A 25,181-nucleotide genomic window follows, 5' to 3' on the forward strand; every position below is an offset into this window, starting at 1 on the left:
GTGACGTCAGACAGTCGCACCCGACGGCACGAAGGGCGAACCGTGGTCCGGCGCGCCCGCACCGACCCCTTGGTCACCACTCCGGACGACGGCGACGGAGGGTGGTCTCCCACCGGACGACGGGCGCCCGGCATGACCCAGCGCGGTGTCGTGCTGAAGGATCTGCCGATGGATCTCGACAAGTCCCGGTGACGGCTCGACCCCGTGATCCTCGATCAGCACGGCACGCGCGAGCTGGAACGCGGACAACGCCTCGGCCTGCCTGCCCGAGCGGTACAGCGCGGTCATCAACTGCCCCCACAGCACCTCCCGCGTGGGATGGGCCCGGACCAGCCCTTCCAGCTCGACGGCGACCTGGGCGTCGAGCCCCATGACCAGCGCGGCCTCGGTCCGTGCCTCGATCGCCGACATCCGTGACCGCTCCAGCCGGGTCGCCTCCGCCGCGATCGCCGGATGGTGGTCGAACTCGGCGAAGGCGTCGCCACGCCACAGACCCAGCGCGCTCGTCAGACGCTGAACGGCGAGCTGCGGCTGCTGCGCCGCCAGCGCCTGCCGGCCCGACGCCGCCAGCCGTTCGAACCGCACGGCGTCGACCGCCGTCGGATCGATGCGCAGCTGATAGCCCGGCGGCCGGGTGACCAGCAGCCCCTCCGCACCGGCTGCGCAGCGCAGAGCGGTGCGCAGCCTCGACACGTAGGTGCGTACGGTCCGGTGCGCGTCCGCGGGCGGAAACGCACCCCACAACTCCGCCGCCAGCGCCCCCACGCTCACGGTCCGACCGGGTACGACCGCCAACCGGGCGAGAACGCACCGTAGTTGGGGACCTCCGAGGTCCACGGACCTGCTGTCGACGACGGTCTCCAACGGTCCGAGCACACGTAATTCCAGTACACCTGTCTCCGATGTCACGTTCGCCCCCGCGATTGACATATGTGGTTCGGGAAGGGAGAAGGAAGAATGTTCGACGATGTCGAATTTCCGGTCGACAGCGTGGCACGCGGGAAGTCCCCTGTCGCGCCCTGTTCCGCTCAGCGGACCAGGATCACCAGCGGCGCGACCTGGGACTTCGCCCGTGAAACCGGACTCTGCGGCCTCCTTGGCAACGGGTCAGGCGGCAGTGCCACCCGCATAGTCGCTGTCGAAGGTGTTCTCGACGGTGGCGGCCACGGCCTGGGCCACCCCGGTGCCCGTGAGGATGATGCCCAACTCCCGGTTGTTGGCGAGCGAGTTGCTGCTGATGTTCATGGAGCCCGCCTCCACCGACTGGGTGGACAGGCCGTAGTCGGCGACCATCGCCTTGGCGTGGATGTAGAAGCCGTCGGGGTCGGAGTAGCCGACGACGGTGCCGCCGGCCGCCTCGACGGCGGACACCTGGCTGGAGTAGCTGCCCGGGCTTTCCAGGACCACCCGTACGGCGACGCCCGCCTTCGCTCTGGCCACGACCGCGTTGACCACCGTGCTGTCGCTGAACTCCAGTTCCTCGATGTCGAGCGTCGTGGTGGCGCCGTTGATCAGGGACAGCAGGCGGTTGCGGGAGTCGGTGGGGGACCAGAGCAGATGGTCTCCGTCGGTCGGGGTGATCGCGGTGTGGGCGTAGTCCGCGGCGAAGACCTTCTCGATCGCGGCGACATCACGGCTGTCGTCGTCGAACACGCCGTAGTCGCGGCCGGTCGCGTAGTACTGCGAGGTGAGGTTGCCGGTGAGGATCAGCGACTTGGCGCCGTCCACCGTGATGGTCTTCTGGTGGGTGTAGACGAAGGTGGACGAGGACCAGACCACGCCCACGCCCGCACCCGTCAGGGCGTCGTACGCCGACTGGTTGGCGGACTGGTGCGCGTTGTCCAGGACCACCCGTACGGCTACGCCCTTGTTCTCCAGGGCGATGAGGTCGTCGACGGCCGTGGTGTCCTCCAGCTCGTACATGGTCATGTCGAGGGACGTGGTGGCCGAGTCGATGAAGTCGTAGATGGTGGGCTGGCTGTCGCTCCGCGAGAAGGCGAACGCCGAGTAGCTCGCGGCGTTCGCGGGGACGGCGGTGGCGAACACGGCGGCGCCGGCGGCCAGTGCGACGCCCGCACGGCCGAAGGTCTTCCACAACATGCGTGACTCCTGGTCAGGTTGACGCCCACCTGGGGGGATGGTGGGCGCGTGCATGACACCACGCGCGTAGAACGCCGAGGAAGAGGAACTGGGTGAACGCGGAGTCACCTGCCGTCCGAATCGGCGGACAAAGTGGACTTCACGCAGGTGGGACGTGGTTCATGTGATCCCCGTACACTCGCAAAATCTTCCTACAGGCACGGACGAGGAGCAGAACCGGTGACCAGCGACACCCGCACAGGACCGCCCAGTTTCGGCAGCGAACGCGACATGCTGCGGGCCTTCCTCGACTACCACCGCGCGACCCTCGCCATGAAGTGCGAAGGGCTCACCGACGAGGAGTTGAAGCAGCGCTCGATGCCCCCGTCCACCCTGTCGCTGCTCGGTCTGGTGCGGCACATGGCGGAGGTGGAACGTGCGTGGTTCCGCCGGGTGTTCGAGGACAACGACGCGCCCATGGTCTGGTCCGACCGGATCGACTTCCAGGCGGCGTACGACGCGAGCGCCTCGACCAGGCACGAGGCGTTCACGGCCTGGGAGGCCGAGGTGGCGAACTCCCGCCGCATCGAGCGGGAGGCCGACTCCCTGGACCTGGCCGGATACCAGCCGAGATGGGAGGAGGAGGTGTCGCTGCGCATGGTGATGGTCCATGTGCTCCTGGAGTACGGCCGCCACAACGGGCACGCGGACTTCCTGCGTGAGGGCGTCGACGGGACGGTGGGCGCCTGAGCCGGCCCGTCACACAGATTCAGCTACGAGGGCTCAACGGGCCGATGCGGTACAGGACTTCGTCGTGATCGCTGCCCGGGAGTTCCTCCCCGTGGAACAGCAACTCGGTGTGGGTGTGGGCGTCGTACTTCCTGGCGACCATGTGCAGCAGCATGGTTATCGCCTTGTTCTGCTCGGAGACGCTCGTCTCCACGTACTTTGCCCCTGCGGCCAGTTGGAGGTCGATCGCGTTCACGAGGAGGTCGATCCCGAGGCCCGAGATGCCGTTGCCGGGCTTGACCGCCGCCTGCCAGATGAAGAACGTGTCCGGTTCGTCGGGCCGACGGTAGCCGGTCAGGAATCCCACGATCTCCTCGCCCACGGTGGCCACCATGGAGGTCTCGGCGAAGTCCCGGAACCAGAGCGTGTAGTGGTAGGAGCTGTTGTCGTCCAGCATCGGCTCGTCGACGACCATCCGCCAGATGGTGACGGCGTCCTGCGGGGTGGGCGTGCGGTAGCGGACGGCGGTGCCGGTCTTCTCCGACAGTGAGGCGGTCATCGTTGTTCCCTTCGCGTCAGGCGCATCAGAGCGTCAGTCGGTGGTGGTGGCAGCGGTGGCCGGGGCGGGCAGCGACCGCGCGGTCAGCTCGGTGATCCGCTGCGTGCTGGCGATCGCGGCGACATGCCCCTCCACGCGTACGTCCATCAGATGGACCTGGGACAAGGGCCAGTCCTCGGCGGGATCCCCCTGGGGCAGGGCCAGTTCACCCCGTACGCCGATCCGGTCCAGCCGGGCCGCCAGGCCGTGTCCCGTGAGCTTGACGGCGGCCTCCTTCCTCGACCAGAGCCTGGTGAAGGCCTCCGGCAGTTCATGCGGAGGCAGTTGGGACAGGGCCGTACGTTCGTCCGGTGTCGCGGTGCGTGCGACGAGTCTCTCCGGGACACCGGGCTCCGGAACCGTGTCCAGGTCGACGCCCACGAGCCCCCGCGCCACCACCCCGATCAGCACCCGGCGGCGGGTGTGCGCGACCGAGTAGTCGTACCCGGCTCCGACGATGCGCGGCCGGCCATGGTCGGCTCCGCAGCGGTCACAGGTACGTTCGACGCGCACCCGGCGGGCCGGCCGGCCGGTGTACTGGCAGGCGATCAGACGCTGCGCCGCGCGCGAGGTGACGAACAGATTCCGCCGCCCGCCCCCGGGAATCGCCTCGGCACGGGCCGCCTCGTCGGGCGCCAGGAGTACCTCCCAGTCGGGTCGCGCACGGACGGGCACCGACCAGAGGTGGCATTCTCCGGCGGCGGGCAGGGCGTCGACGGCAGACAGCGGGATCAGACCTCGTACTCGGTTCCCACTCCGTCGAAGCGGAGGCGGTCCTGGATGAAGACCTCTTCGCCGTTCTTGTCGTAGCCGGTCAGGAGACCGGCCTCCATGAGGCGAATGACGATCTGGGAGCTGAGTTCCGGCTGGTCGGCGTCGCTCAGTTCGCGGATCAGCTCCTTGTAGCCGACCTCTTCCTTGAGGAGGCGGCTGAAGATCTGCCGGTGCCTCTCCTCCAGGGGCCACTTGATCATGTCGCGGCCCTCCTCGTTGGCGAGCACCTGCTTGAACTCCAGGCCGAACGTCTCGGGATCGACCTTGTAGTACGGCTTGAGGGCCACCTCTGTGCCGTTCCACTGAAGGCGCTTGATGCGGTTGAGCCGTTTGGTCAACTGGCTGATCCAGCGCACGCGCGCGGGGTTGAGTTCCTGGTCGGTGAACTCGTCGCTCAGCTCCGTGCGTTGGTGGCGTCCGATGCTCATCATGGTCGTCGCGCGGTCGCGGAAGTCGGCCGGCGACCAGGTGCCGTCCTTGCCGGCCGCGGCCAGCCGCTCGAACCAGCGCTTGCGGTTCAGCCGTCCGTCGTCGGACTCGCTGATACGCCGCCTGACCCAGAACTCGGACTCCGGTTCGGTGAACGAGGCCAGGGTGTAGAAGGAGGCGAGGAACTCGTGGTACTGCTCGTAGGTCTCGCGATAGGCGCGGTTGTACCAGGCGTGGACCTCCTCCGACTCCCCTTCCTGCCTGCTGATGCGGTCGATCGCTGCGGCAGCGGAGACGGCCGACTGCGTGGCCAGGTGCACGCCCTGCGAGAACAGCGGGTCGGTGAAGCAGGCCGAGTCGCCGGAGAGGAAGTAACGTCCGCCGGAGTACACCTCGGAGTCGTACGACCAGTCGTGCACCACCCGGACCTCGTCGACCATCTCGGCGTCGCCGAGAATCTCCCTGGCGCGGACGGCCTTGGCGAGGGTCTCCCGGTAGAAGCGGTCGGGGCCCAGCTTCTTCACCTCGCTCGACTTCGAGCGGTCGACGACCAGTCCGACACTGTAGAGATCGTCCTTGAGCGGAATCATCCACACCCAGCCGTCTTCGAAGGTGATGGAATAGGTCGTCCCCTTGAGATCGCCCTCGAAGGGATCGGGGCAGCGGAAGTACGACCAGATGGCGAAGCTCTTGTAGAACTCGTCGTAGCGCCGCACTTTGAGCTTCCGGGCCAGGGGCCCGTTGGCACCGCCGGCGTCGATCACGAAGTCGAACTCGAAGTGCCCCGCGTCATCGCCCTGGCCCGCGGTGAGCAACACCCTGGCGGGATCCGCTATGTCGACTTGGGAGACCGGTGTGCTCTCGTGCACCTCGATTCCGCGTTCCTTGACCTCGTCGAGGAGGAGCTTGTCGAACTCCTCGCGCTTGACCTGGATGGCGTGGTCGAAGACCCACGGCGAGGTCTGCGGGGTGGCGAAGGAGAAGGTCCAGGGAGCCTCGTCCTGGCCCCACAGGAAAGTCGCCGAGGGCTTCTTGACGAAACCGGCGGCATCGATCCTGTCCTGCAGACCGAGCCGGTTGAAGATGGACAGCGAACCGGGGAGGAAGGACTCCCCGACCCGGTAGCGGGGAAAGCTGTCGCGCTCGAAGACGACCGGTTCATGGCCGAGCTTGTTGAGTGTGAGCGCCGCGGTGCAGCCGGCGGGGCCTGCCCCGATGATGGCGACGGTCGATCGGTCCATGGGCATTTCCTTTACGACTGGGCGGAGTTGACGGAGTTGGTGGATTTAATGGATTTGATGCGGCTCGGGGAGAGGTAGGAGAAGCCGCTCGCGGCGTCCTCGAACAGGGTGATCCCCGCCTGGAATCGGCATTCGTCGCCGATGGCGACCTCCGGGGCGACCGTGCAGCCGAGGCCGAAGAAGTTCCCGTCCCCGATCTCCACGCTGTTTCCGCTGTGGAAGTTCGGGGCGAAGAAATTGCCCGACCCGATCCGGGAGTGATGCCCGAACGTACACCGGTAATTGACGACGTTGTAGCTGCCGAGGACGGTGTTCACGCCGACATAGTTGTCCGGTCCGATGACGTTTCCCTCGCCCTCGACCGCGCCGGGATCGACACGCGAAGAGGGGTGGACGATGTTGACCGCCTCCAACTCCCGGGGCCGGATGTGTTTTTCGATCACCTCGTCCCGCAACTCCATGTCGGACACGGCGAGTACGACCTTCGTCCGCTCGACCGGCTCGTACTCGGCGAGCTTCGACCACTTCCCGTCCGGTGCGTGGATGTCCTCGCCCTCGACAGCGAGGAAAAGCTCGATGCGGAAACCGGAATCCTCCGCGTAACGCGCCACTTCCAACGCGAACTTGTCCGCCCCTATGACGACCAGATGTGTCACTGCTGGATCCTCTTCTTCTTGAACCGGGCCGAAACAGGTATCTCGTCGACGACAGTGACCTTGGCGGGCATCTTGAACGGCTCGACCTTGCCGTCGAGGAACTCGCGCACATGCCGGCGGACTTCGGACCTGCCCATCTCGCCATCGGGTTTGACGTCGACGTGGACGGCCTGTCCCGTGATCGAGTTCGGCTTCCCGTAGACGGTGCAGTAGGCGATGTGGGGGCTGCCCATGAGGATCGACTCGAGTTCGAGCGGCAGGACCTTCTCGCCGCCGACGTTGATGATCTCCTTCGCACGGCCCTTGACCTTGAGGTAGCCGTCGCCGTTCTCCTCCACGAGGTCGCCGGTGCGGAACCAGCCGTCCTCGGTGACGGCCTCGTTGGAGTAGTTCAGATAGCCCATGAACTGTGTCCTGGTGCGCAGTTGGAGTTCTCCGTCCACGACCCGGTACTCGACGCCCTCGTCGGAGATCTTGAAGTACGTGCTGGACGACGACTCGCTCTGCGTGGTCGAGATGCCCGTCTCGCTGGTCCCGAAGGTCTGGAGGAGACGGGCGCGCGGGAAGGCCGCGTGGACGCGCTTGAGGAGTTCCTCCGGCATGGGCTCGGTCCCGTAGGTGATCAGCCGCAGACTGGAGAGGTCGAACTTCTCCTGGAAGCCCCCGATGAGGACGAGGTTGAGAAAGGTCGGGCTGGTCGGGAGCAGCCGGATGCCGTACCGCTCGACCAGGGAACAGATCTCCTCCGGTGTGCGCCTGGCCGGCACGACGGCCGTCGCCGCGCCGCGTACGACGCCCAGCAGCGAGTTGATCCCGCCGATGTGGTCGGCCAGGAGGAACAGCAGGATGTGCGGGGGTTTCCTGCCCACACGCTCACTCGCGCCGATCCTCTCCGCCACCAGGGCGTCGAAGTTGTGCAGGACCGCCTTCGGCGCCCCCGTCGATCCGCTGGAGAGAAGGACGAGTCCGGCCGAGCCGGTCTCGATCAGCCCTCCGTAGAGTTCCGCGGCCTCGCCCGGAGGCGAGTCGAACGGTTCGACCGTGACGCCTCCGTCCACCTCCACGACGTACCGGGGTCGGCAGGCGTCGCGAACGGCCGTCAGTGTCGTCTCGGTGAACACCACGACGGGCACCACCACGGCCCTGCGGCGGTAGAGCGCGAAGAGCGCGGCGATGTGGGAGAACGAGAAGTCCCCCTTGAGGACGACGGCGTCGTGCGGCATCACCCCCGCGTCGTCCAGCAGCACTTCGACCCGCCGGATCTCCCCGGCCAGTTCGGCGTACGTCCGGTTCGATTCCTCGTGGACGACGGCGGTGCGGTCTCCCAGCCGCTCCAGCCTGTCGATCAGGGTGTCCCTCGTTTCGATCGGGGTGTCCCTCATTGGACTCCTCCCAGATACAGCGTTTCTCCGGTGACGAAGTCGGACCGGCCCGTGGTGAGGAAGTCGACGGGGCCGACGATGTCCTCCATCTCGCACATCCGCCCGATCGTCTGCCGGTCCACGACGGCGTCGAGGGTTTCCGGCGCGAGCGTGCGGGTGAGAACGGTACGGACCGGCGGCAGGCCGATTCCGTTGACCCGTATGCCGAACTCGGCGAGTTCCTTGCTCATGACCCGGGTCAACTGCTCGACGGCGCTCTTGCTCGCCGAGTAGACGAGCTGTCCGTCCAGTGCCCACGGCACGGCGACCGTCGAGACGTTGAGGATCGCCGCGGCCCCCTCCGGACTCTTCTGCAGGAGTTTGGCGGCCTCCCTGCAACAGTTCAGAACCGCGAAGAAGTTGAGGTCGAACACTTCGCGGGCCGTCTTCTCCGGCGTCATCATGAAATGGTTCATGACCGAGGTGCCGGCGTTGTTGACGAGCGCGTCCAAGTACCCGAACTCGCGGCGGGCCGCGCGGAACATGGACCGCGTCTGCGCGGCGTCGGTCAGGTCGATCTCGTGGTGGTGGTATTCGGGGTGACGGATACTCGACGGCCTTCGGCTGCAGCCGACCACGGTGTCCCCGAGTTCGAGGAAGTGTTCCGCCAGAGCCTTTCCTATACCGGTCCTGGTTCCGGTGACCAGAGCGATCATCAGGTCCGCCCGCGCCCGGTCACACGGGCTGGGAGACGGCGGCGCCGGTCTCCACCAGTTCCGTCTCGATGAATGCGATGAGCCGGCTGACCCTGCTGAACGGACTCACCCGCTGGGACACGGCTTTCTCCGAGGTCAGCGAGATCTCCTCGTCGTACGCGTCCTCGACGGCCTCCTCCACCTGCGTAAGGAAGTTGACCAGTTGCATGGAGTCGAAGACTCCGTCGTCCCCGTACAGGGTGAGGGAGGAGAGTTCCGCGGTGGGGATCTTCTCGTCCCTCCGCTCATTGACCTCTTCGACGACGTCTTTCACGAGGGTGAGAAGTCGCTCGTTCATGGTCGACATGCCTTCCGATATGTGGTGGACCCGATATGTGGTGGACCCGATTTCGGCCGGGCGCCGGACAGATGAAAGTCAGGGAAGTCTGCTCCATTCCCTGTGCTCGGCCTCCCGGATCTCCTCCTCGGCCGTTCGCTCGACGCGCGATATCGCCATCCGCAGAATCGGCGGGGCCATGAGAGAGGTGACCACAGCGACAAGCACCACAATGGTGTACGCCGCCACACTGAGAATTCCGAGCCGCAGCCCCACCATACCCACGACGATCTCGATGACCCCGCGCGTATTTAGGCCGGCTCCCAAAGCCAGTGCTTCCCACCGATTCAGGCCGCTGAGACTCGCACCGGCCCAGGCGCCGAGAAACTTACCGGCGATGGCGACCACGAGCATACCCAGACCGGCCAGGGCGACGCTTCCGTCGATCAGCGCCCCGAGGTCCATTCGAAGACCGGCGGTGGCGAAGAAGACCGGCGCCAATATGTACAGCGCGACAGTGCGCAGCGGGGCCAGTTTGGCCGGTTCCACATTTCCTTCGCGCCCGATGAGAATACCGCCGAGGAAGGCGCCCAGAATGGGTTCAAGACGCAGTGCGTGAGTAGCGGTCGCCGCGAGGAGGATCACCGCAACCGCCGTAGCGGCCGTCACCCCCGGCTCCGGGCTTCTGCTCACCAGCCGGAAGAGGTGACGGACCAGCCATCGTCCCGCGGTCAGCGCTACGAGGGCCACGAGCGTCACCGAAGCGAGCGCCTCCAGAACCGGCGCACCGCTCATCCCGGAGACCGCGATCGACGAGACGACGGACAGCATGAACCAGCCGAAGACGTCGTCGATCACTCCGGCGGTCAGCGTGAGCTGCCCGATATTGCGGTGGAGCAGCCGCATCTCCATCAGCGTCTTGGCGATGACCGGGATCGCGCTGACACACATCGCGACACCGAGGAACAGCGCGAAAACACCGCGATCCGTACCGTCCGGGACCAGCGCGGCGGGCAAGATAAACGCCGCCCCGATCCCGAGTCCGAGGGGAACGATCAGGCCACCCGCGCTGACGAGCACCGCCGTCCTGCCGCGCCGGCGGACCAGATCCAGATCCAGGTGCATACCGGTGACACCGACGAGCAGCAGCACGCCGAGCTGGGAGACGGCGTCCAGGAGATGCATCTGTTCCTGACTGCCGGGAAAGAGCCAGTTCGACAGGCCGGGGGCCAGCCGCAGCAGCAGGGAAGGGCCGAGAACGACACCCACGAGAAGCTCACCGACGACAGCGGGCAGGCCTAAACGGGCGGCGATTCTGCCGAAGAACAGCGCCAGTCCCAACAGCAATGCCACCTGGAGCAGAAAGAGCAGCAGTTCATGAGCGGCGAGCGGCGTGACTGTCGTCGGCGTGGACGAGAAAAGCACGTTTCCTCCAACCCGGGAATAAGGTTGAAGAGCCTAGTCACGAACCCACTCGAACGCATTGGTGCAGAGATAAGTCGCCGTAGGCCAACCAAGAAGGGTCCTGTTCAACTGTGTGTTTTCCCCAGTTGAACAGGGCCCCCTCCGGCACCAGTGGCATCACCCGCTAGTCCTGCTGCTGCGCACGTTCCTCGAGTTCCTGGGCGAGCTTCTGCCACATTTCGGAGCACTGGATGGCCAGTTCGGCCACTGTTTCCGCGAGGTGGGGCGGTATGTTGTCGACAACGTGCGGATACTTCACTTTTGCGCGTTGCTGGAGATGCAGCCACCGCAATAGCTCTCGGCCCGACTCCGATAATCTCAGTGAAGGGTCCCTTCCTAAGGATCGCAGTCGGGTCTGCATGTCTTTCGTTTTCCGCTCCTTTTTCGGAGCGGCGACTTTTGGAGCGGCGACGGGAAGACGCCGTTTATGGCGGTCTCTGGGTGCGACGGGATCCTCGCCCCGGCGTATCCGTTCCCTGACGTCGTGCGCGGTGCCCACGGAAACCCCGGCGTCCTTGGCGATCTGCCGCAGCGGGGTGAGGGGCTCGGCCGCCAGTGTCTCGGCCGCCTGCCGTCGGCCGTCGGCGGCGCTGAGCGGATGACGGCGACCGTCCCTGCCCACCCGCACTTCCTGCTGCGAGGAGCCCTGATTCAGCCGCCGTCGGATACCGCCGACCGTCTTGGTGGACAACCCCGTGCACTCGGCGATCGCCCGGTCCGACATGTTCTGCTGTGAGACAAGGATGCGTTGGGCCGCCGAACGCCGGTCCTCCAGGGAAAGCGGCAGGCCGTGCCTGATGTTCGCCCGCACGGCCTCGACGAAAGCCGCTTCCTCGGTACCGTCGAAGAATTCGACCTTGATGGAACGGCACCCCGTGGCCTTTGCCGCACGGAGTCTGTGCATCCCGTCGATCACCTGCATGGTGGACCTGTGGACCAGGATGGGTGGCCACTCGGTTTCACTCTCGACCAGCCTCTGGGCGTGTTGTTCGTCCTCCCCTGCGAGGCGAGGCGAATCAGCCGGACGAAGCTGATCCAAGGGAACCAAGTGAGGTATCGGCTCGCTGGATTCAAGGTCTTCCGGTTGATCGCTTTGGTCAAGCTGAGCTTCCATATCGGCCCCCAGCCGGTACGTCCTCATCACAGTAAATACACATTCCGGCATCGGTCGGACGACGCGATGCGGCCTGCTGCCCTGTGCGTGTGCCCGCCTGTCGCGACGTTGAATCAGACGAGTCGCAGTTGGCGTGAAATACACGCTCGGGCAGGACTGGACCTGGAGTGCTGGAGTGAGTGGGCGGCACGGATACAGTCTCTCGCCGTCGATGTCAACGTAAGCGAAAAGGCCCATGGTTGATGCTCGGCGCCCTTGTTGTTCTACTGGATTGACGCCCGGCGAAAACCATCAGCGACCACATCAGCGACCAAGGGGGCATTACACCACCGTGATCGTCCGTTCATTCCACGACATCGAAGGAACCGACCGGGTCGTCAAGTCCAAGTCCGGTACCTGGGAGAGCAAGAGGATCGTGCTCGCCCGTGAGCGGGTCGGCTTCTCCCTGCACGAGACCACCGTCTACGCCGGCACCGAGACCTTCATGTGGTACGCCAACCATGTCGAGGCGGTGCTGTGCGTCGAGGGGGAGTCCGAACTCACCGACGAGGAGACCGGGGAGAAGCACTGGATCACCCCGGGAACCATGTACCTCCTCGACGGAAACGAGCGGCACACCCTGCGTCCCAAGACCGACTCCCGCTACATCTGCGTCTTCAACCCGCCGATGACCGGCCGGGAGGACCACGACGAGAACGGCACCTACCCGTTGCTCACCGACGCCGAGGACGTGGACCCGGTCTGAGACCGGACCGGACACGAGCCCCCGTACCGCCGTCATCACCTCCTACCTCCCTCCGCCATCACCTCCTACCTCGTGAAGGAGACCGCTGTATGAACACCGTGAACACCACCATGCGTCCCGACCTGTACCCCACCCGGGTCACCGGAGAGGCCGTTCCCCAGCCGCGCGTCGACCCCACTGTGTGGGGCGAGGCCCCGGGCCCCCTCAGCACGGAACAGCTGCGCCGCTACGAGTCCAGCGGCTACCTGGTCCTCGACAACCTGCTGTCCCCGCAGGAAGTGGAAATATTCCGCGCGGAGTTGCAGCGGCTCGGCACGGACCCGGTGCTGCGCGCGAGTGAACGCGTGATCCTGGAACCGGAGTCCGACCGGGTGCGCTCCGTGTTCGAGGTCGAGAAGGTCAGCGAACTCTTCGCCGGACTGCTGCACTCGCCCCGGCTCACCGACATCGCCCGGCAGGTCCTCGACTCGGACGTGTACGTCCACCAGAGCCGCGTCAACTACAAGCCCGGCTTCGGCGGCGCCCCGTTCGACTGGCACTCCGACTTCGAGACCTGGCACTCCGAGGACGGCATGCCCCGGCCGCGTGCGTTCAGCGTGTCCATCGCGCTGAGCGAGAACCACCCGTTCAACGGCCCGCTCATGGTCATGCCGGGCACCCACAGGACGTTCATCCAGACAGTGGGGGAGACCCCGCCCGACTTCCACAAGGAGTCACTGCGCGTGCAGCGCCTCCCTGTCGGTTCCCCGGACCAGGAGCATCTGTCGCGGATGGCCGAGCAGTACGGCATCGAGCAGGTCACCGGTCCCGCCGGGTCCGCGGTGATGTTCGACTCGAACCTGCTGCACGGGTCGAACGGCAACATCACACCCTTCGCGCGCTCCAACATCTTCATCGTCTACAACAGTGTGGTGAACACGCTGGAGGCCCCGTTCGCCGCACCCAAGCCGCGTCCGCAGCACCTCGGCAACCGCGAGTTCACCGGCTGACCGCGCAGGACGAGGGCGACATGACCTCCACTCCCCGCATCACTCGTCTCACCGCGGTCTGGACCCTCGTAGGTCTGGTGCTGCTGACCCTCAACCTGCGGGCGGCCATCACGGGCATCCCCCCGCTCCTGAGCGAGCTGCAGGACCAGTTCGGGCTCACCGGCGTCGAGGTCAGCGTTCTCGCCACCCTGCCGGAACTGTGCCTGGGCATCTTCTCCGCGCTCGCCCCCCTGCTGGCCCGCCGTATCGGTACCGAGGCGGCGATCACGGCAGCGCTCGTGGTGATCACCGCCGGACTCCTGCTGCGCGTGCTGCCCGCCCAGGTGGCGCTGTTCACCGGCACCGCGCTGGCCGGAGCGGGGATGGCCACGGGCAATGTACTGGTACCGGCGGTCATCAAGCGCGTGTTCCCGCACCGCGTGGGCTCGCTCACCGGCCTGTCGATGATGCTGCTGTCGGTCGGCGGCGCCGCCGGAGCGGGCCTGGCCGTCCCGCTGGACCACATGGGTGGCTGGCGGCTGGCCCTGGCCGTATGGGCGGTCCCGTCGCTGATCGCGGCCCTGGTGTGGGGCCCGCTCGCGCTCCACGGGCGGAAGCGGACGCCGAAAGCGCCGAGCGCCTCCGCCTCCTCGGCCAGGGTCACGGTCACGGACCCTCACACGCCGGCCATGACGGAAGCTCATGCGGAGAAGGGGGCGCCGGCTCATGCTCATGCTCATGCTCATGCGGAGAAGGGGTCGTTGCTGCGCTCGCCGCTGGCCTGGTCCGTGATGGTCTTCATGGGCATGACGTCGCTGATGTTCTACACGCTGACGGCATGGCTGCCCGAGATCATGCACGACCACGGGTTCTCGCCCGCCACCGCCGGGACGATGAACTCGGTGATCATCATCATCGGCATCCCCCTCGGCTTCGTCGTACCGGTGGTCGCCGCCCAACTGCGCGACCAGCGGCCACTCGTCCTCGGGGTCGTCGCCCTGATGGTGATCGGACTCGGCGGCCTGCTTCTCGCCCCGCAGGCCGGATGGGTCTGGATCGCGGTCTTCGGGGTGGGCACGGGCAGTGCGTTCCCGATCGCCCTCACGCTCCTCAACCTGCGCTCACCCGACGCCACGGTCACCGCCCGCCTCTCGGGCATGGCCCAGTCCGGCGGCTACCTCCTCGCCGCATGCGGCCCGCTGAGCTTCGGTGTGCTGCACAGCGTCACCGGCGGCTGGGAGGTGTCGATCTGGCTGTTGCTGCTGCTCGTGGTGCCCGAACTCGTGTGCGGCCTGCGGGCCGCCCGGCCCGGCTTCGTACGGCTGGACTCCACATGGCCGGAGAACCAACCGGAGCATCCCGCGGCACGGTCACGAACGTGACCGTGAAGCCTCCTACTTGGCCTGCTGGCGGCGCACCATCTCGGTGATCCAGATGGGCGCGAACGGAGACGTGCAGCCCGGAGAGGTCGGGTAGTTCTTGAGCACCTCCAGGCGCTCACCGATGTCGAGGGCACGGGTGCGGAGTTCGGCGTGCTCGATCCCGATCTGGGCCAGACAGTGGTTCATCGCCCACTGCAGCCGCTCCGGGGCGTCCTTCATCTCCGCCTCGATCACGTCGAGCAGTCCCGCGAGGTCGAGGCCCTCGGGCTTCTTCGCGACGCGTTCCGTCGTCAGCGCCCAGCCGGCACTCGCGACCACGGGATCCGGATCGGCGAACCAGCTCACGCGCAGCTCTTCCGCGTACGGGTTCTTCTTCACCACGTAGTTCACGAGCCAGTCGTGCACCTTGGGGGCGCGCGCGTCACGCAACATGGCGTCCAGCTCGTCCCGCTCGAACGCCCTGGGGCGGCAGATCAGGAGCGCCAGCAGCCTCGCCGCGGTGTCACCCGTCTCCCAGAGGCCCCGCGAGAGTTCCTGCTGTGTCTTGAGCCGCTTCGCGACCGCGCGCAGCTTGGTGAGATTCACACCGTGATCGTCACCGTGCTTCTCGTTCACCGCGCGTGCTCCGGGGTCCTCCAGCGAGGCCAGTTCGGCCATCACCTCGGCCAACGCCGTCTCGGTCACCGCGGCCTCCCTTCCGTCCGTGCGGGATTCAGCGTACGACGGGAATCGGGGCCGGTGAGGGGTGCGGCGAGCGTTGTCGGTGGTGGCGTCTAGGCTCCCGTCCATGAGTGAGGCAGACAGAGGCGCCGGACGGCGGATCGTCGACGGGCGCTTCGAGCTGGAGGCCCGTCTCGGCGGAGGCGGGATGGGCACCGTCTGGCGGGCCAGGGACGTCGTGCTGCACCGGCTGGTGGCGGTCAAGGAGGTCCGTCCGCCCGACCGGGACCTCGCCGAGTACGACCCCGAGGGCGCGAGGATGCTGCGCGAGCGGGTGCTGCGCGAGGCCAGGGCCCTGGCCCGGATCGACCACCCCAACGTCGTCACGATCCACCACATCGTCGACGGCGGCGAGGGCACCTACCCGTGGATCGTCATGGAGCTGGTCAGCGGCGGCTCGCTGGCCGACCGGCTGGCCAAGGGGCCGATGCCGACGGACGAGGCGGCGCGGACCGGCCGGGGAGTCCTGGCCGCGCTGACCGCGGCGCACGACGCCGGTATCCAGCACCGGGACGTCAAGCCCGCCAACGTCCTCCTACGGCCGGACGGGCGCCCGGTGCTCACCGACTTCGGCATCGCCGCGATCCGCGAGGCGACCGGCCTCACCGCCACGGGCTCCATCATCGGTACGCCCGACTTCATGGCCCCGGAGCGCATCTCGGGGCACGAGGGCGGTGCCGCCTCCGACCTGTGGTCGCTGGCGATGATGCTGTACACCGCCGTGGAGGGCCACCATCCGCTGCGCCGGGCCACCACCCTGGCCACCCTCGCCGCCGTCCTCCACGACGAGGTGCCACCGCCGGTCCGGGCCGGTGCCCTGGGCCCGGTGCTGATGGGCGTACTCGTACGGGATCCTGCGGCGCGGCCGTCCACGACGGTGCTGGACCGACAATTGGCCGCGATCGAATCGGCGCCTCCAGCCGCCCCCACAGACTCCTGGCACAACGAGCCCACCTCCTACCCTCTGGCCCCTCCGTCCGCTGCCGCGCCCCCCTCGGCCTCGCGGACCACCGCCGGGTTCGGGCCGCCGCCGGTCGTCCCCGGGCCCGGGAGGATCACGGGCCGGCCGGCGACCGCACCCGCACCGCCCGCACGCAGACGTGTGCCTGGGCTGATAGCCCTGTTGGGTGTTTCGGGAACCTCGCTCACCGCTGTCCTGCTGTGGTGGCTGCTGCCCCTCGGCGGCGACTCGGGTGACGCGGCATCGGGCTCCCCGACGTCCACATCGTCCCCACGGTCGAGCGCGTCACAGACCACCGGTGCCCCGGATGCCCAACAGTCCGAGGAGACACAGAGCGCCTCGCTGCTCACCCCGGACGGCATCCGCTCCAGCATCAAGGCGCTGAAGGAGAAGAGCGGGCGGGACAGGTTCGGTTCCTTCACCGCGTACCCGGACTTCGCGACGGCCAGAATGATGGTCAACGGCAGCGACACCAGGTACGACACCTACACCTACCGTCCCGGCGAGGGCGTGGAGCAGGGCACAGACAGTGGTTCCCTGTCCAGCAGCGACCAGCCGGTCGATCTCGACATCTTCAACTGGGACAGGCTTCCCGCCCTCCTCGCGGAGGCGGACAAGAAGCTGAACGTCGACGATCCGGAATACCGCTACCTGTCGCTGAGGCTGCCCGACGACTCGCGCGACACCCCGGCCGAGATAGCCGTCTACCTCTCGGACAAGTACGGCGCCGGCTACCTGGAGGCGGACACCCAGGGCAGGGTGACCGACGTGTCACCCGCCGAGGACTGACCGACTCCTCGCCCTGGGATCAGCTGATGCACAACAGCCCGAGCAGACAGATCTCTGACGACGAGGACGAGTCCGACGACGAGGAGGACGACTCGGACGGCGAGGGAGTCGCCGACGTGTCCGTGTCCGATGTGCTGCTGCTGTCGGTCGCCGAGGGAGTGGGGGAGGCCGTCGTCTCCGTGACGGTGTCCGTGGCACCGGACACCGTGGAGGCCGTCTGCGACACGGCCGAGGTCGTCGCCGCCGTCAACGGAACCTTGACGCTGTCCTGCTGGACCGCCGTCGGGGCCGTCGGCGTGGCCCGGGGCGTCACGGCGGACTGCTCGTGCGGCGCGTTCGCCGTGGAGGAGCCGGTGGCGACGGGCGAGACGCGCCCGGCCCGGTAGGTGGTGTCGGTCGGCGTCGACGAGATCGGAACGGGCTCCGTGGCCTGCTCCTCCGCGATCCCCATGACCTCCCGGTCCGGCGCGGTGGCCGCCTGCGTCCGGTCCGTGGACTGGCGGTTCAGCGAGGAGACGGTCATGCCTCCGCCGACCAGGGCGACGGCTGTGGCGACCAGGGCCCTGCGCTGCGTCTTCTTCCAGCGCTCCCGCTGCCGACGCCGCGCCGCCCGGCCCACAGGCGCGGGCGCCGGGACATCGACATCCGAGCCGTCGTACGGCTGCTCCTGCGGCGCCCGGCCGAGTTCCTCGGCGCCGGGATCCACCTCGTTCCACGGGGCGGCAGAGGCCTGCCGCTCTGCCCCACCCGTCGCGGCGTACGGGGTCCGTGTTCCGACGGCGAGGGGAGCGATGTCCGGGGCATAGGCGCCGCACCCGGGGCATACGAGGGCGCCGTTGAGATGCCGACGACACGTGGAGCAGTAGTCCATCTGGGGTCTTCCTGTGTTCACTTTCGCACGGGGGAGCGAGTCGCGAGCAAAGGTAGCGAGGCTTTCCAGGGGGTGTGTGCAGCCTGTGTGACGCTCCTGCGCAGATGCGTCCTGGCCATGACCGCCGTACGACACATCCACGTGCCGTTTCCTCTGGTTGCACGGCATTTGGCCCGTACGGGCTTCACAACAGGCCGAGGTCCCGTGCGCGCAGCGCCGCCTGAGTGCGGTCGCGCAGGGCGAGGCGGGTGAGGATGCGGGAGACGTGGTTCTTGACCGTGCCCTCGCTGACGTACAGCCGTGCGGCGATCTCGCGGTTGGTGTGGCCGTGTGCCAGGAGCCGCAGGATGTCCGTCTCGCGCGGGCTCAGCGACACGGCGGGAGGCGCGCCGGCGGGGGAGGGGGACGGCAGGGCGGCGGTGAGGTGGCGGGCGACGGAGGAGTCGAGCTGGGTGACGCCGGCGTGTGCCAGGCGTACCGCGTGGGCGAGTTCCTCGGCGGGCAGGTCCTTGAGCAGATAGCCGTGGGCTCCGGCGCGCAGTGCCTGGACGACGTACTCCTCGTCGTCGAACGTCGTCAGCATCACCACGCGGCACTCCGGGGCCCGGCCGCGCAGGACGGCCACCGCCTCGACGCCGTCCATCTCCGGCATCCGTACGTCCATGAGGACGACGTCCGGGCCCAGTTCGAGGGCTTTCGCCACGGCGTCCCGGCCGTCGACCGCCGTACCGACGATCTCGATGCCTGGCCGGATGGACAGCAGGGAGGCGATGCCGTCCCGGATGAGCCGCTGGTCGTCCACCACCAGCACCCGCACAGACGTCGGTGTCGGCTCCTGGTCCATGTCACGCCACCCCCGTCCGCCCGCGCGGAACCGTCACCGTAAGCCGGGTACCGGCGCCCGGGCCGCTGTCGATCTCCACCCTCCCGGCCACCAACTGCACCCGTTCCCGCATCCCGACCAGCCCGAACCCACCGGCGGCCGTGGCCGGTGCGAAGCCGCGGCCGTCGTCCGTCACCACCAGCCGCGCGGTGTCCCCGGCCAGCCGGACCACCACCGTCACCCGCGAGGCCAGCGCATGCCGGCGCGCGTTGGTCACACCCTCCTGCGCGGCCCGGAACAGGGCGGTCAACTCGGCGGTGCCGTAGCCGTCCTCCTCGCCGCTCACCTCGACGGTCACCAGCGGCGGCGCCCCGCCGTCCAGCGCCAGGCCGGCCAGCGCGGCCGACAGCGCGGGCCGCACCGCCTCGTCGCGCAGCGCCCGCACCGACTGCCGTACGTCGCCCAGCGCGAGCCGCACCGACCGCCTCGCCTCGTTCAGCGCCCGCTGGGCGGCGTCGGGGTCCAGGGCCCGGAAGTCCGAGGCCATCTCCAACTGCACGGACATCGCGGTGAGATGGTGACCGAGGCTGTCGTGGATGTCCCGGGCCAGCCGGTTGCGCTCGGCGGCGGCGGACAGCTCGGCGACCCGGGCGGCGTACTCCTGGAGTTCGAGCCGCGCCCGCTGTTCGCCGACGGCCACGGCGGCCATGGAGAGTGCCAGCACCAGGCCGACGGTGAGCATCAACAGATCGGACACGCGCTCCAGGTCGCGGTACCAGCCGGGCGCGGTCAGTACGTACGAGGTGAGCAGCCCCGCCAGGCACAGCGCGCCCAGCGCGAGCGCGGTCGTGCGGCCGAAGGCGAAGTAGGCGGTGAACGGCAGCAGCACGAACAGCACTTGGGACAGTCCCGAGGTGTCGAGGAGCACCACCGCGACGATCAGACCGCACCGCGCCAGCAGCGCCGGCACCCGGGACGCGGGCCGACGCCGTACCGCCGCCTCCAGGGCGAAGAGCGCCCCGATCGCGGCGACGAACCCGGCCGTCCGCCACCCCGACGGCCCCGGGCCCTCGCCCAGACCGGCCGCCGCGTAGTACAGACCGCCGACGAGCACCGCGCCGTACAGCAGCGGCGCCACCCACCGCACGGGCACGTACGCCGCCATGACACCCCCTCACCCACCGCTGTCGCCAGGCTAAGCCGCGGGCGGCACCTGAGGGACCCCGGCGAGGAAACCCCGGCCGGGTCGGGACGATCGGCACATGCCGAACGGCCGTACACCGCCCGGGAGATGGTGACCTCCGGCCACCCGATGTCGCCGCCCCACACCTCCCGCCGCAGGCCGCCCGCTCCCTACGGTTGCCGCCCTGACCCACTGTCCGAGCAACCGGAGCGGTCCCATGTCCTCGTCCTTGCCCACCACTTCGACGACAGCCGATTCAACGACGGCCCGTGCCGGCGCCCTCTGCGGGGCGTTGGCCGGTCTGCTGATCGCCCTGCCCGCGCTGGTCGAGATCTTCACCGGGGAGACCTCCGCGACCAGCGTCCCGCTCGCCCTGTCCCCGGCGTTCGCCCTGCCGCTGCTCACCGCGCTGCACCGGCGGCAGAGCCCGGCCACCGGCCGCTTCGGGGACGTCGCCCACACCGTGAACCTCATCGGTCTCGGCCTGTTCGGCGGCGCCGCGTACGCCGGGAACCTGGTGCTGTTCTTCTTCGACGAGGACGTCCTGGACGAGACCCTGACCGGTCCCACGGTCCCCGTGCTCATCGGCTCCGCGGCCGTCTTCGCCGTGGGCTGCGCCCTGTTCGGGGCGGCCCTGCTCCGCGCGCGGGTGTTCCCGAGGGTCCCGTCGTGGGGGTACGCCGTCGTCCTGCCCCTGTTCGCGTTCCTCACCTCACTGCCGGAGTCCCTGCTCACGAGTTCGCTGCACATCCTGGTCGGCGTGATCCTGATCTGGCTCTCGGTCGCGCTGCTGCACACGGACGAGCCGGAGAGGAAGGGAAGCCCTGGGCGCCGGGCGGTCTCGGGCGGTGCCGGCTTCTGATGCCAGATCACCCGAATGGGCTTATCGTGGCTGATGAGGGAGCTTGTACCCATTGTGGGCCGAGACCATGTCGCCGCAGCACGGCACCGTCCGGCAGAGCCACTGCCGCCCCTTCCCCGCTCCTGCGGTTCCTCGTCTTCCGTCGGCGTATCCACCCCAGTCGTCTGCCGGCAGTCGCCGGCGGACCGTGGCGCGCCGGTCTCCCCAGGGAAGGGACCAGGGACATGACACGCGATCCGCACACGGCCGCGTCGAACCAGCCGGAAGAACTGTCGGCCATCGCCGCGGAGCAGCCGGTCTTCCGCAGCCCGTCGGAGGGCCTGGCGGGAACACCCGTCCCGCCCGGTTCCGACGGCCTGGAGAACGTGGAGGGCTACCGGCGCCCGGAGTACGACGCCCTCTCCGCCGCGGTATGGACGGCGCCGACCGCCCAACTGCCCGACATCGGTGAGGCGTCGTTCGGGCCGGCGCACCCGGTGGCCGAGACCGTTCACCTGCTGGACGACCGTGTCCAGGTCACGAACACGGCGATCTATCCGTGGCGGGTGCACGCGTCATTGCTCATCACCGCCGCGGACAACTCCCGGTGGATCGGCACCGCATGGTTCATCGGGCAGCACACGCTCGCGACGGCCGGCCACGTGGTGTACATCAAGAACAGCGGTGTGCCCGGACGTGACGGATGGGTCAAGAGCATCCAGGTCATGCCCGGCCGCAACGGCACGGCGCTGCCGTACGGATCTGTGACCAGTACCAACTTCCGCTCGGTGCTGGGCTGGACCGACTCAGGCGACGAGAACTACGACTACGGCGCCGTCGTCATCCCCACGGAACTGGGCTCCACCACCGGATGGTTCGGCTTCGGGGCGTGGCCGGACGCGGATCTGCTCAAGTCCGTCGGAAACATCTCCGGATACCCTGGGGACAAACCCTCGGGTACGCAGTGGTACGACGGCCGTGGCATCAGCTCGGTGAACCCGCTGAAGGTGTACTACGACATCGACACGGCCGGCGGACAGAGCGGCAGCGCGGTGTACCGCATGGTCAACGGCGGCCGCTACGGCATCGCGGTGCACGCCTATGGTGGGGCGACCGTCAACTCCGGGACAAGGATCACCAGGCCCGTCCACGACAACCTGCTGGCCTGGACCGCATGACGGTCGGCGCCCATCGCGCCCCCGCCGAAGGTGGTGAAGACGCCGGTGCCGCACAGCGACGAGTCGGCACGCCTGATCACCGGAGTGGTGCGGGACGTGACCGGCAACCCCGTTCCGGACGCCAGCGTGTATCTCACCGGCGGACCGGAGCCGTATCCCGATATCGCCGTGCTGTCCGCCGCGGACGGGAGTTTCACGCTCTCCGTCCGTGCCGACGGTGTCTACACCGTCCAGTGCAGGACACCGGACGGCAGCGTCTCGGAGACGAGCGTGACCGCACACGGCGGCCGACCGGCCCAGGCGCTCTTCCGCGTCTGAGCTTCCACACCCCACGCGCACTTCTCCACCGCCTGTCGCACCGACGGAACCAGGAGGAAGAGATGAGCGAAAACGCCCTGCGAAAGCAGCCCGACCCCACCGGCGACTTCGAAATGGAGGCATCGTCACAGCGGACCGACGCCGATCTGTGGGAGGCGTTCCACGCGGCTCAGGGCGCCGGGTCCCCGAAGGACGAGGGCTCCGCGACCACGACGGACGAGCAGCTTCCGCCGGGCGAGGATCCCCTCGATCTGCGGCCGCTGCAGCAGCAGTTCCAGGAGCGGGAGGTATCCGGCGGGCAACGGCCGACGGACCCGACGGCCGCTTTCGGCGGCGCCCCGGTCACGTCCTCCGCCGGTGAGAGCGACGGGATGTCGAGCTTCCAGCTCCCTCCGGGCGACGAGCCCGTCGATCACAGGCCGCTGCGCATCCGGTTCCAGGAAGGAGAGCGTTGATCATGGAACTCCGCATCCGCAACCGATACCACCTGACCGTCTCCGTCGCCATTCTCTTCTTCAGTCCCGACACCTGCGCCGATTACGGCCGCTGGGGGACACGCGGCTGGTGGAACATCCGGCCCGGCGGCGAGGCGTACGTCCTCGACACGAACAACACCTGGTCGTACATCTACGGAGAAGCCTCCGACGGCACCCTTTGGACCGACGAGAACGGCCCGCGGATCTACGTCCGCCAGGAGGCGTTCCGGTCCTGCCTGCTGATCGGCGACACCCAGAGCCGGCTGGTCAGCACGGTCAAGGTCAGGTCCGGCCTCGTCAACCTCAATCCGCCGACCAGAGCCGTCACGGCGCTCCCGGCCGCCGTCGCCGGTGCGCTCGAGGTGTCCGCCACCGGCGCGGCGGGTCTCACGGGACGACGCTGAGAGGCGCGTGGTCCCTCCCTCTGCGAAAGGACGCACACCCCTCATGGTCACCAACGGCAAGAAGAAGACAGCCGCGCCGCCCCGGAAGCCGGTCTCCGCCCAGGACAAGAAGATCGAGTCCCTTCGGCACTACATCCGCGCCCAGGGCCAGAACCTGCTCAAGGATCCCAACGTCTCGTCCGTCGGCATCGGCCACAAAGTCAAGAACGGCACGCGGGGAAAGCAGATCGTGCTGCAGTTCACGGTCAACAGCAAGGTCCAGCCGGAAGCGCTGGACGCGCTGGGTACGACTCGGATACCGGCGGCCATCACGGTGGACGGTGTCGAGATACCCACCGACGTCATCGAGCGCCGCTACACGACGCAGTTCCATGTCGTGGCCGAGGTCGACAAGCCGGATCGCAAGACCCGCATGAAGCCGGTCGTTCCCGGAGCGAGTGTCGGGGCTGTCACCGTCTCGGCCGGCACGATCGGCTGCATCGTGTTCGACAAGGCCGACGGCACCCCGTACGTGCTGAGCAACTGGCACGTTCTGCACGGGCCGGCCGGAGACCTGGGCGAGGGCGTCGTGCAGCCCGGCAAGTTCGACGACAACCGTGTCTCCCGGAACCGCCTCGGCGTCCTGAAGCGGTCCCACCTCGGTGCCGCCGGTGACTGTGCGGTCGCGAGCATCGATCCGAGCCGCGACTTCGACCAGAAGATCTTTGAACTCGGTGTGGCGCCCAAGGAACTGGGTGAGCCCGAACTCGGCGACAAGGTCGTCAAGAGCGGACGTACCACCGGGGTCACCCATGGAGTGGTCCGCCGCATCGACACCATGGCCAAGATCGACTACGGGGGTGATGTCGGCGAGAAGACCATCGGCTGCTTCGAGATCGGACCCGACGACGACCATCCGGCGGCTAACGGCGAGATCAGCAGCGGGGGCGACTCCGGCGCGGTATGGCTGTTCGAGCAGAGCGACGGAACAGCGAGCGAGATCATTGCCGGGCTGCACTTCGGTGGGGAGGACGAAGGCAACTCCGATGAACACGCGCTGGCCTGTCTGGCGAGTTCGGTCTTCGAGAAGCTCGACATCAGCCTGCATGGGCTGTCGCCCGAGGACGTCACGCCTCTGCAGGGCTACGACCCGGACTTCCTGGGCGAGCAGATAGAGATACCGCAACTCACCGCCGAGATCACCCGTGATGCGGTGCGGCTCGACGGCTCCGAGGTCATCCCGTACACGCACTTCTCGCTGGCACTCAGCAAGAAGCGCCACTTCCCGTTCTGGGTCGGATGGAACATCGACGGCGGCTCCCTCAAGCGACTCAGCCGGTCCGGAATCCCCTTCACCAAGGACCCGCGGCTCGCTGCCGACGTCCAGGTGGGCAACGAGCTGTACGAGGCCAACCGCCTCGACCGCGGCCACATAGCGCGGCGCGCCGATCTGCTGTGGGGCAGCCTGCCGGAAGCGCAGAAGGCGAACACCGACTCGTTCTTCTACACCAACATCACCCCGCAGATGGACGACTTCAACCAGAGCTCGAAGAACGGGCTGTGGGGAAAGCTGGAGGACGTGGTCTTCGCCGATGTCGACGTCGACGACCTCAAGGTCAGTGTCTTCGGGGGACCGGTCTTCCAGGACGACGATCATGTCTTCCGAGGCGTCAAGATCCCTCGCGAGTTCTGGAAGGTCATCACCTTCACCGAACGGGGCGAACTGAAGACGAAGGCGTTCGTGCTCACCCAGAACCTGGACCAGCTCGAATCCCTGGACCTCGATGAGTTCCGCGTCTTCCAGGTCACGCTCGACGAGATCGAGGAACGCGCCCACATTCGTTTCCCCTCCTCCCTTCACAAGGGGGACAAGCTGCTCGTGCCCGAGGCGATCGCCGAGCGGACGCCGCTGGAGAGTCTGGCCGACATCCACTGGGACTGATCGCAGGCTGGGTCGCAGCGGACGCCCCGGGCTCGGCACCTGGTGTCCGGCGGCCCGCAGTTGCACCGCGATCTCGTACGCGAGCAGTCCGCCGAACGACCAGCCGAGCAGGTGGTACGGCCCT

At 67.9% G+C, this 25,181-nt stretch carries 25 protein-coding genes and 2 pseudogenes; 11 read left to right on the forward strand and 16 right to left on the reverse strand.

The annotated features are described in order from the left end of the window. Window positions 1-6: 6 nt before the first annotated feature. Both ACWDR4_RS14210 and ACWDR4_RS14215 read right to left on the reverse strand, forming a co-directional pair. Window positions 7-876, reverse strand: coding sequence for an AfsR/SARP family transcriptional regulator (locus tag ACWDR4_RS14210; protein ID WP_450408113.1), 870 nt, complete (start codon window positions 874-876; stop codon window positions 7-9). Between the two features lie 231 nt (window positions 877-1,107). Further along, entirely contained in the window at window positions 1,108-2,100 is a 993-nt protein-coding gene (locus tag ACWDR4_RS14215) for a phospholipase D-like domain-containing protein (RefSeq protein WP_450408116.1), read from the reverse strand. 219 nt (window positions 2,101-2,319) lie between these two features. Here ACWDR4_RS14215 and ACWDR4_RS14220 point away from each other — a divergent pair, with 219 nt between their 5' ends. Next, window positions 2,320-2,829, forward strand: a complete 510-nt coding sequence (locus tag ACWDR4_RS14220) for a DinB family protein (RefSeq protein ID WP_450408119.1) — start codon at window positions 2,320-2,322, stop codon at window positions 2,827-2,829. A gap of 19 nt (window positions 2,830-2,848) precedes the next feature. Here ACWDR4_RS14220 and ectA read toward each other — a convergent pair whose 3' ends face one another. From ectA to ACWDR4_RS14265, 9 genes and pseudogenes are all read right to left on the reverse strand, one after another. Further along, a complete protein-coding gene (ectA, locus tag ACWDR4_RS14225; protein WP_450408122.1) occupies window positions 2,849-3,367 on the reverse strand; it encodes a diaminobutyrate acetyltransferase in 519 nt (172 codons plus the stop codon). Between the two features lie 33 nt (window positions 3,368-3,400). After that, the gene (locus ACWDR4_RS14230) at window positions 3,401-4,081 is read right to left on the reverse strand and encodes a 4'-phosphopantetheinyl transferase family protein (RefSeq protein ID WP_450408124.1); all 681 of its coding nucleotides are present in this window, start codon (window positions 4,079-4,081) and stop codon (window positions 3,401-3,403) included. A 56-nt stretch (window positions 4,082-4,137) separates the two neighbouring features. Beyond that, window positions 4,138-5,835 (reverse strand): annotated as a pseudogene (gene cmlS / locus ACWDR4_RS14235) (chloramphenicol-biosynthetic FADH2-dependent halogenase CmlS); the annotation flags it as partial. Between the two features lie 26 nt (window positions 5,836-5,861). Beyond that, window positions 5,862-6,506, reverse strand: a complete 645-nt coding sequence (locus ACWDR4_RS14240; protein ID WP_450408126.1) for a hypothetical protein — start codon at window positions 6,504-6,506, stop codon at window positions 5,862-5,864. Then, window positions 6,503-7,888: an ANL family adenylate-forming protein gene (locus ACWDR4_RS14245; protein WP_450408127.1), complete on the reverse strand. Its 1,386-nt coding sequence runs from the start codon at window positions 7,886-7,888 to the stop codon at window positions 6,503-6,505. Before ACWDR4_RS14245 ends, ACWDR4_RS14240 begins: the two co-directional genes overlap by 4 nt. Beyond that, on the reverse strand, window positions 7,885-8,583 hold the full coding sequence (locus ACWDR4_RS14250; RefSeq protein ID WP_450408129.1) for an SDR family NAD(P)-dependent oxidoreductase: 699 nt from the start codon (window positions 8,581-8,583) through the stop codon (window positions 7,885-7,887). The genes ACWDR4_RS14245 and ACWDR4_RS14250 overlap by 4 nt, the downstream gene beginning before the upstream one ends. A 19-nt stretch (window positions 8,584-8,602) precedes the next feature. Continuing rightward, window positions 8,603-8,920, reverse strand: coding sequence for a hypothetical protein (locus ACWDR4_RS14255; protein WP_450408131.1), 318 nt, complete (start codon window positions 8,918-8,920; stop codon window positions 8,603-8,605). A gap of 78 nt (window positions 8,921-8,998) precedes the next feature. Next, the gene (locus ACWDR4_RS14260) at window positions 8,999-10,324 is read right to left on the reverse strand and encodes a cation:proton antiporter (RefSeq protein WP_450408133.1); all 1,326 of its coding nucleotides are present in this window, start codon (window positions 10,322-10,324) and stop codon (window positions 8,999-9,001) included. A gap of 163 nt (window positions 10,325-10,487) precedes the next feature. Further along, entirely contained in the window at window positions 10,488-11,285 is a 798-nt protein-coding gene (locus ACWDR4_RS14265) for a streptomycin biosynthesis protein (protein ID WP_450408136.1), read from the reverse strand. A 523-nt stretch (window positions 11,286-11,808) separates the two neighbouring features. On the opposite strand from ACWDR4_RS14265, the gene ACWDR4_RS14270 reads away from it, so the two are divergent. From ACWDR4_RS14270 to ACWDR4_RS14280, 3 genes are all read left to right on the forward strand, one after another. After that, on the forward strand, window positions 11,809-12,222 hold the full coding sequence (locus ACWDR4_RS14270; RefSeq protein ID WP_450408139.1) for an ectoine synthase: 414 nt from the start codon (window positions 11,809-11,811) through the stop codon (window positions 12,220-12,222). Between the two features lie 98 nt (window positions 12,223-12,320). Then, window positions 12,321-13,211, forward strand: coding sequence for an ectoine hydroxylase (thpD, locus tag ACWDR4_RS14275; protein ID WP_450408194.1), 891 nt, complete (start codon window positions 12,321-12,323; stop codon window positions 13,209-13,211). A 20-nt stretch (window positions 13,212-13,231) separates the two neighbouring features. Further along, complete coding sequence (locus tag ACWDR4_RS14280) at window positions 13,232-14,572, forward strand: CynX/NimT family MFS transporter (RefSeq protein ID WP_450408141.1); 1,341 nt, start codon at window positions 13,232-13,234, stop codon at window positions 14,570-14,572. A 12-nt stretch (window positions 14,573-14,584) separates the two neighbouring features. Here the strand turns inward: ACWDR4_RS14280 and ACWDR4_RS14285 are convergent, their stop codons facing one another. Next, on the reverse strand, window positions 14,585-15,229 hold the full coding sequence (locus ACWDR4_RS14285) for a DNA alkylation repair protein (RefSeq protein ID WP_450408196.1): 645 nt from the start codon (window positions 15,227-15,229) through the stop codon (window positions 14,585-14,587). Between the two features lie 130 nt (window positions 15,230-15,359). On the opposite strand from ACWDR4_RS14285, the gene ACWDR4_RS14290 reads away from it, so the two are divergent. Further along, window positions 15,360-17,042 carry a serine/threonine-protein kinase gene (locus ACWDR4_RS14290; RefSeq protein WP_450408144.1) on the forward strand — a complete coding sequence of 561 codons (1,683 nt, stop codon included), beginning with the start codon at window positions 15,360-15,362 and terminating at the stop codon, window positions 17,040-17,042. 19 nt (window positions 17,043-17,061) lie between these two features. Here ACWDR4_RS14290 and ACWDR4_RS14295 read toward each other — a convergent pair whose 3' ends face one another. From ACWDR4_RS14295 to ACWDR4_RS14305, 3 genes are all read right to left on the reverse strand, one after another. Then, window positions 17,062-17,913 carry an SCO2400 family protein gene (locus ACWDR4_RS14295; RefSeq protein WP_450408147.1) on the reverse strand — a complete coding sequence of 284 codons (852 nt, stop codon included), beginning with the start codon at window positions 17,911-17,913 and terminating at the stop codon, window positions 17,062-17,064. A gap of 184 nt (window positions 17,914-18,097) precedes the next feature. Then, window positions 18,098-18,757 (reverse strand): response regulator, encoded by a 660-nt coding sequence (locus tag ACWDR4_RS14300; protein ID WP_450408150.1) that lies wholly within the window; start codon window positions 18,755-18,757, stop codon window positions 18,098-18,100. Window position 18,758: 1 nt separating this feature from the next. Then, window positions 18,759-19,901: a sensor histidine kinase gene (locus ACWDR4_RS14305; protein WP_450408153.1), complete on the reverse strand. Its 1,143-nt coding sequence runs from the start codon at window positions 19,899-19,901 to the stop codon at window positions 18,759-18,761. 235 nt (window positions 19,902-20,136) lie between these two features. Here ACWDR4_RS14305 and ACWDR4_RS14310 point away from each other — a divergent pair, with 235 nt between their 5' ends. From ACWDR4_RS14310 to ACWDR4_RS14335, 6 genes are all read left to right on the forward strand, one after another. Beyond that, entirely contained in the window at window positions 20,137-20,781 is a 645-nt protein-coding gene (locus ACWDR4_RS14310; RefSeq protein ID WP_450408155.1) for a hypothetical protein, read from the forward strand. Between the two features lie 224 nt (window positions 20,782-21,005). Further along, window positions 21,006-21,938, forward strand: a complete 933-nt coding sequence (locus ACWDR4_RS14315) for a trypsin-like serine peptidase (protein WP_450408156.1) — start codon at window positions 21,006-21,008, stop codon at window positions 21,936-21,938. A 33-nt stretch (window positions 21,939-21,971) separates the two neighbouring features. Next, entirely contained in the window at window positions 21,972-22,256 is a 285-nt protein-coding gene (locus tag ACWDR4_RS14320) for a carboxypeptidase-like regulatory domain-containing protein (protein ID WP_450408159.1), read from the forward strand. Between the two features lie 62 nt (window positions 22,257-22,318). Then, window positions 22,319-22,711: a hypothetical protein gene (locus ACWDR4_RS14325; protein WP_450408162.1), complete on the forward strand. Its 393-nt coding sequence runs from the start codon at window positions 22,319-22,321 to the stop codon at window positions 22,709-22,711. Window positions 22,712-22,713: 2 nt separating this feature from the next. Then, entirely contained in the window at window positions 22,714-23,136 is a 423-nt protein-coding gene (locus ACWDR4_RS14330; RefSeq protein WP_450408164.1) for a hypothetical protein, read from the forward strand. 43 nt (window positions 23,137-23,179) lie between these two features. After that, on the forward strand, window positions 23,180-25,057 hold the full coding sequence (locus ACWDR4_RS14335) for a DNA/RNA non-specific endonuclease (RefSeq protein ID WP_450408167.1): 1,878 nt from the start codon (window positions 23,180-23,182) through the stop codon (window positions 25,055-25,057). 48 nt (window positions 25,058-25,105) lie between these two features. On the opposite strand, the pseudogene ACWDR4_RS14340 reads toward ACWDR4_RS14335, so the two are convergent. Then, window positions 25,106-25,168 (reverse strand): annotated as a pseudogene (locus tag ACWDR4_RS14340) (hypothetical protein); the annotation flags it as partial. Between the last annotated feature and the right edge of the window lie 13 nt (window positions 25,169-25,181).

The sequence above is a fragment of the Streptomyces sp. NPDC000878 genome (genome assembly GCF_053599695.1).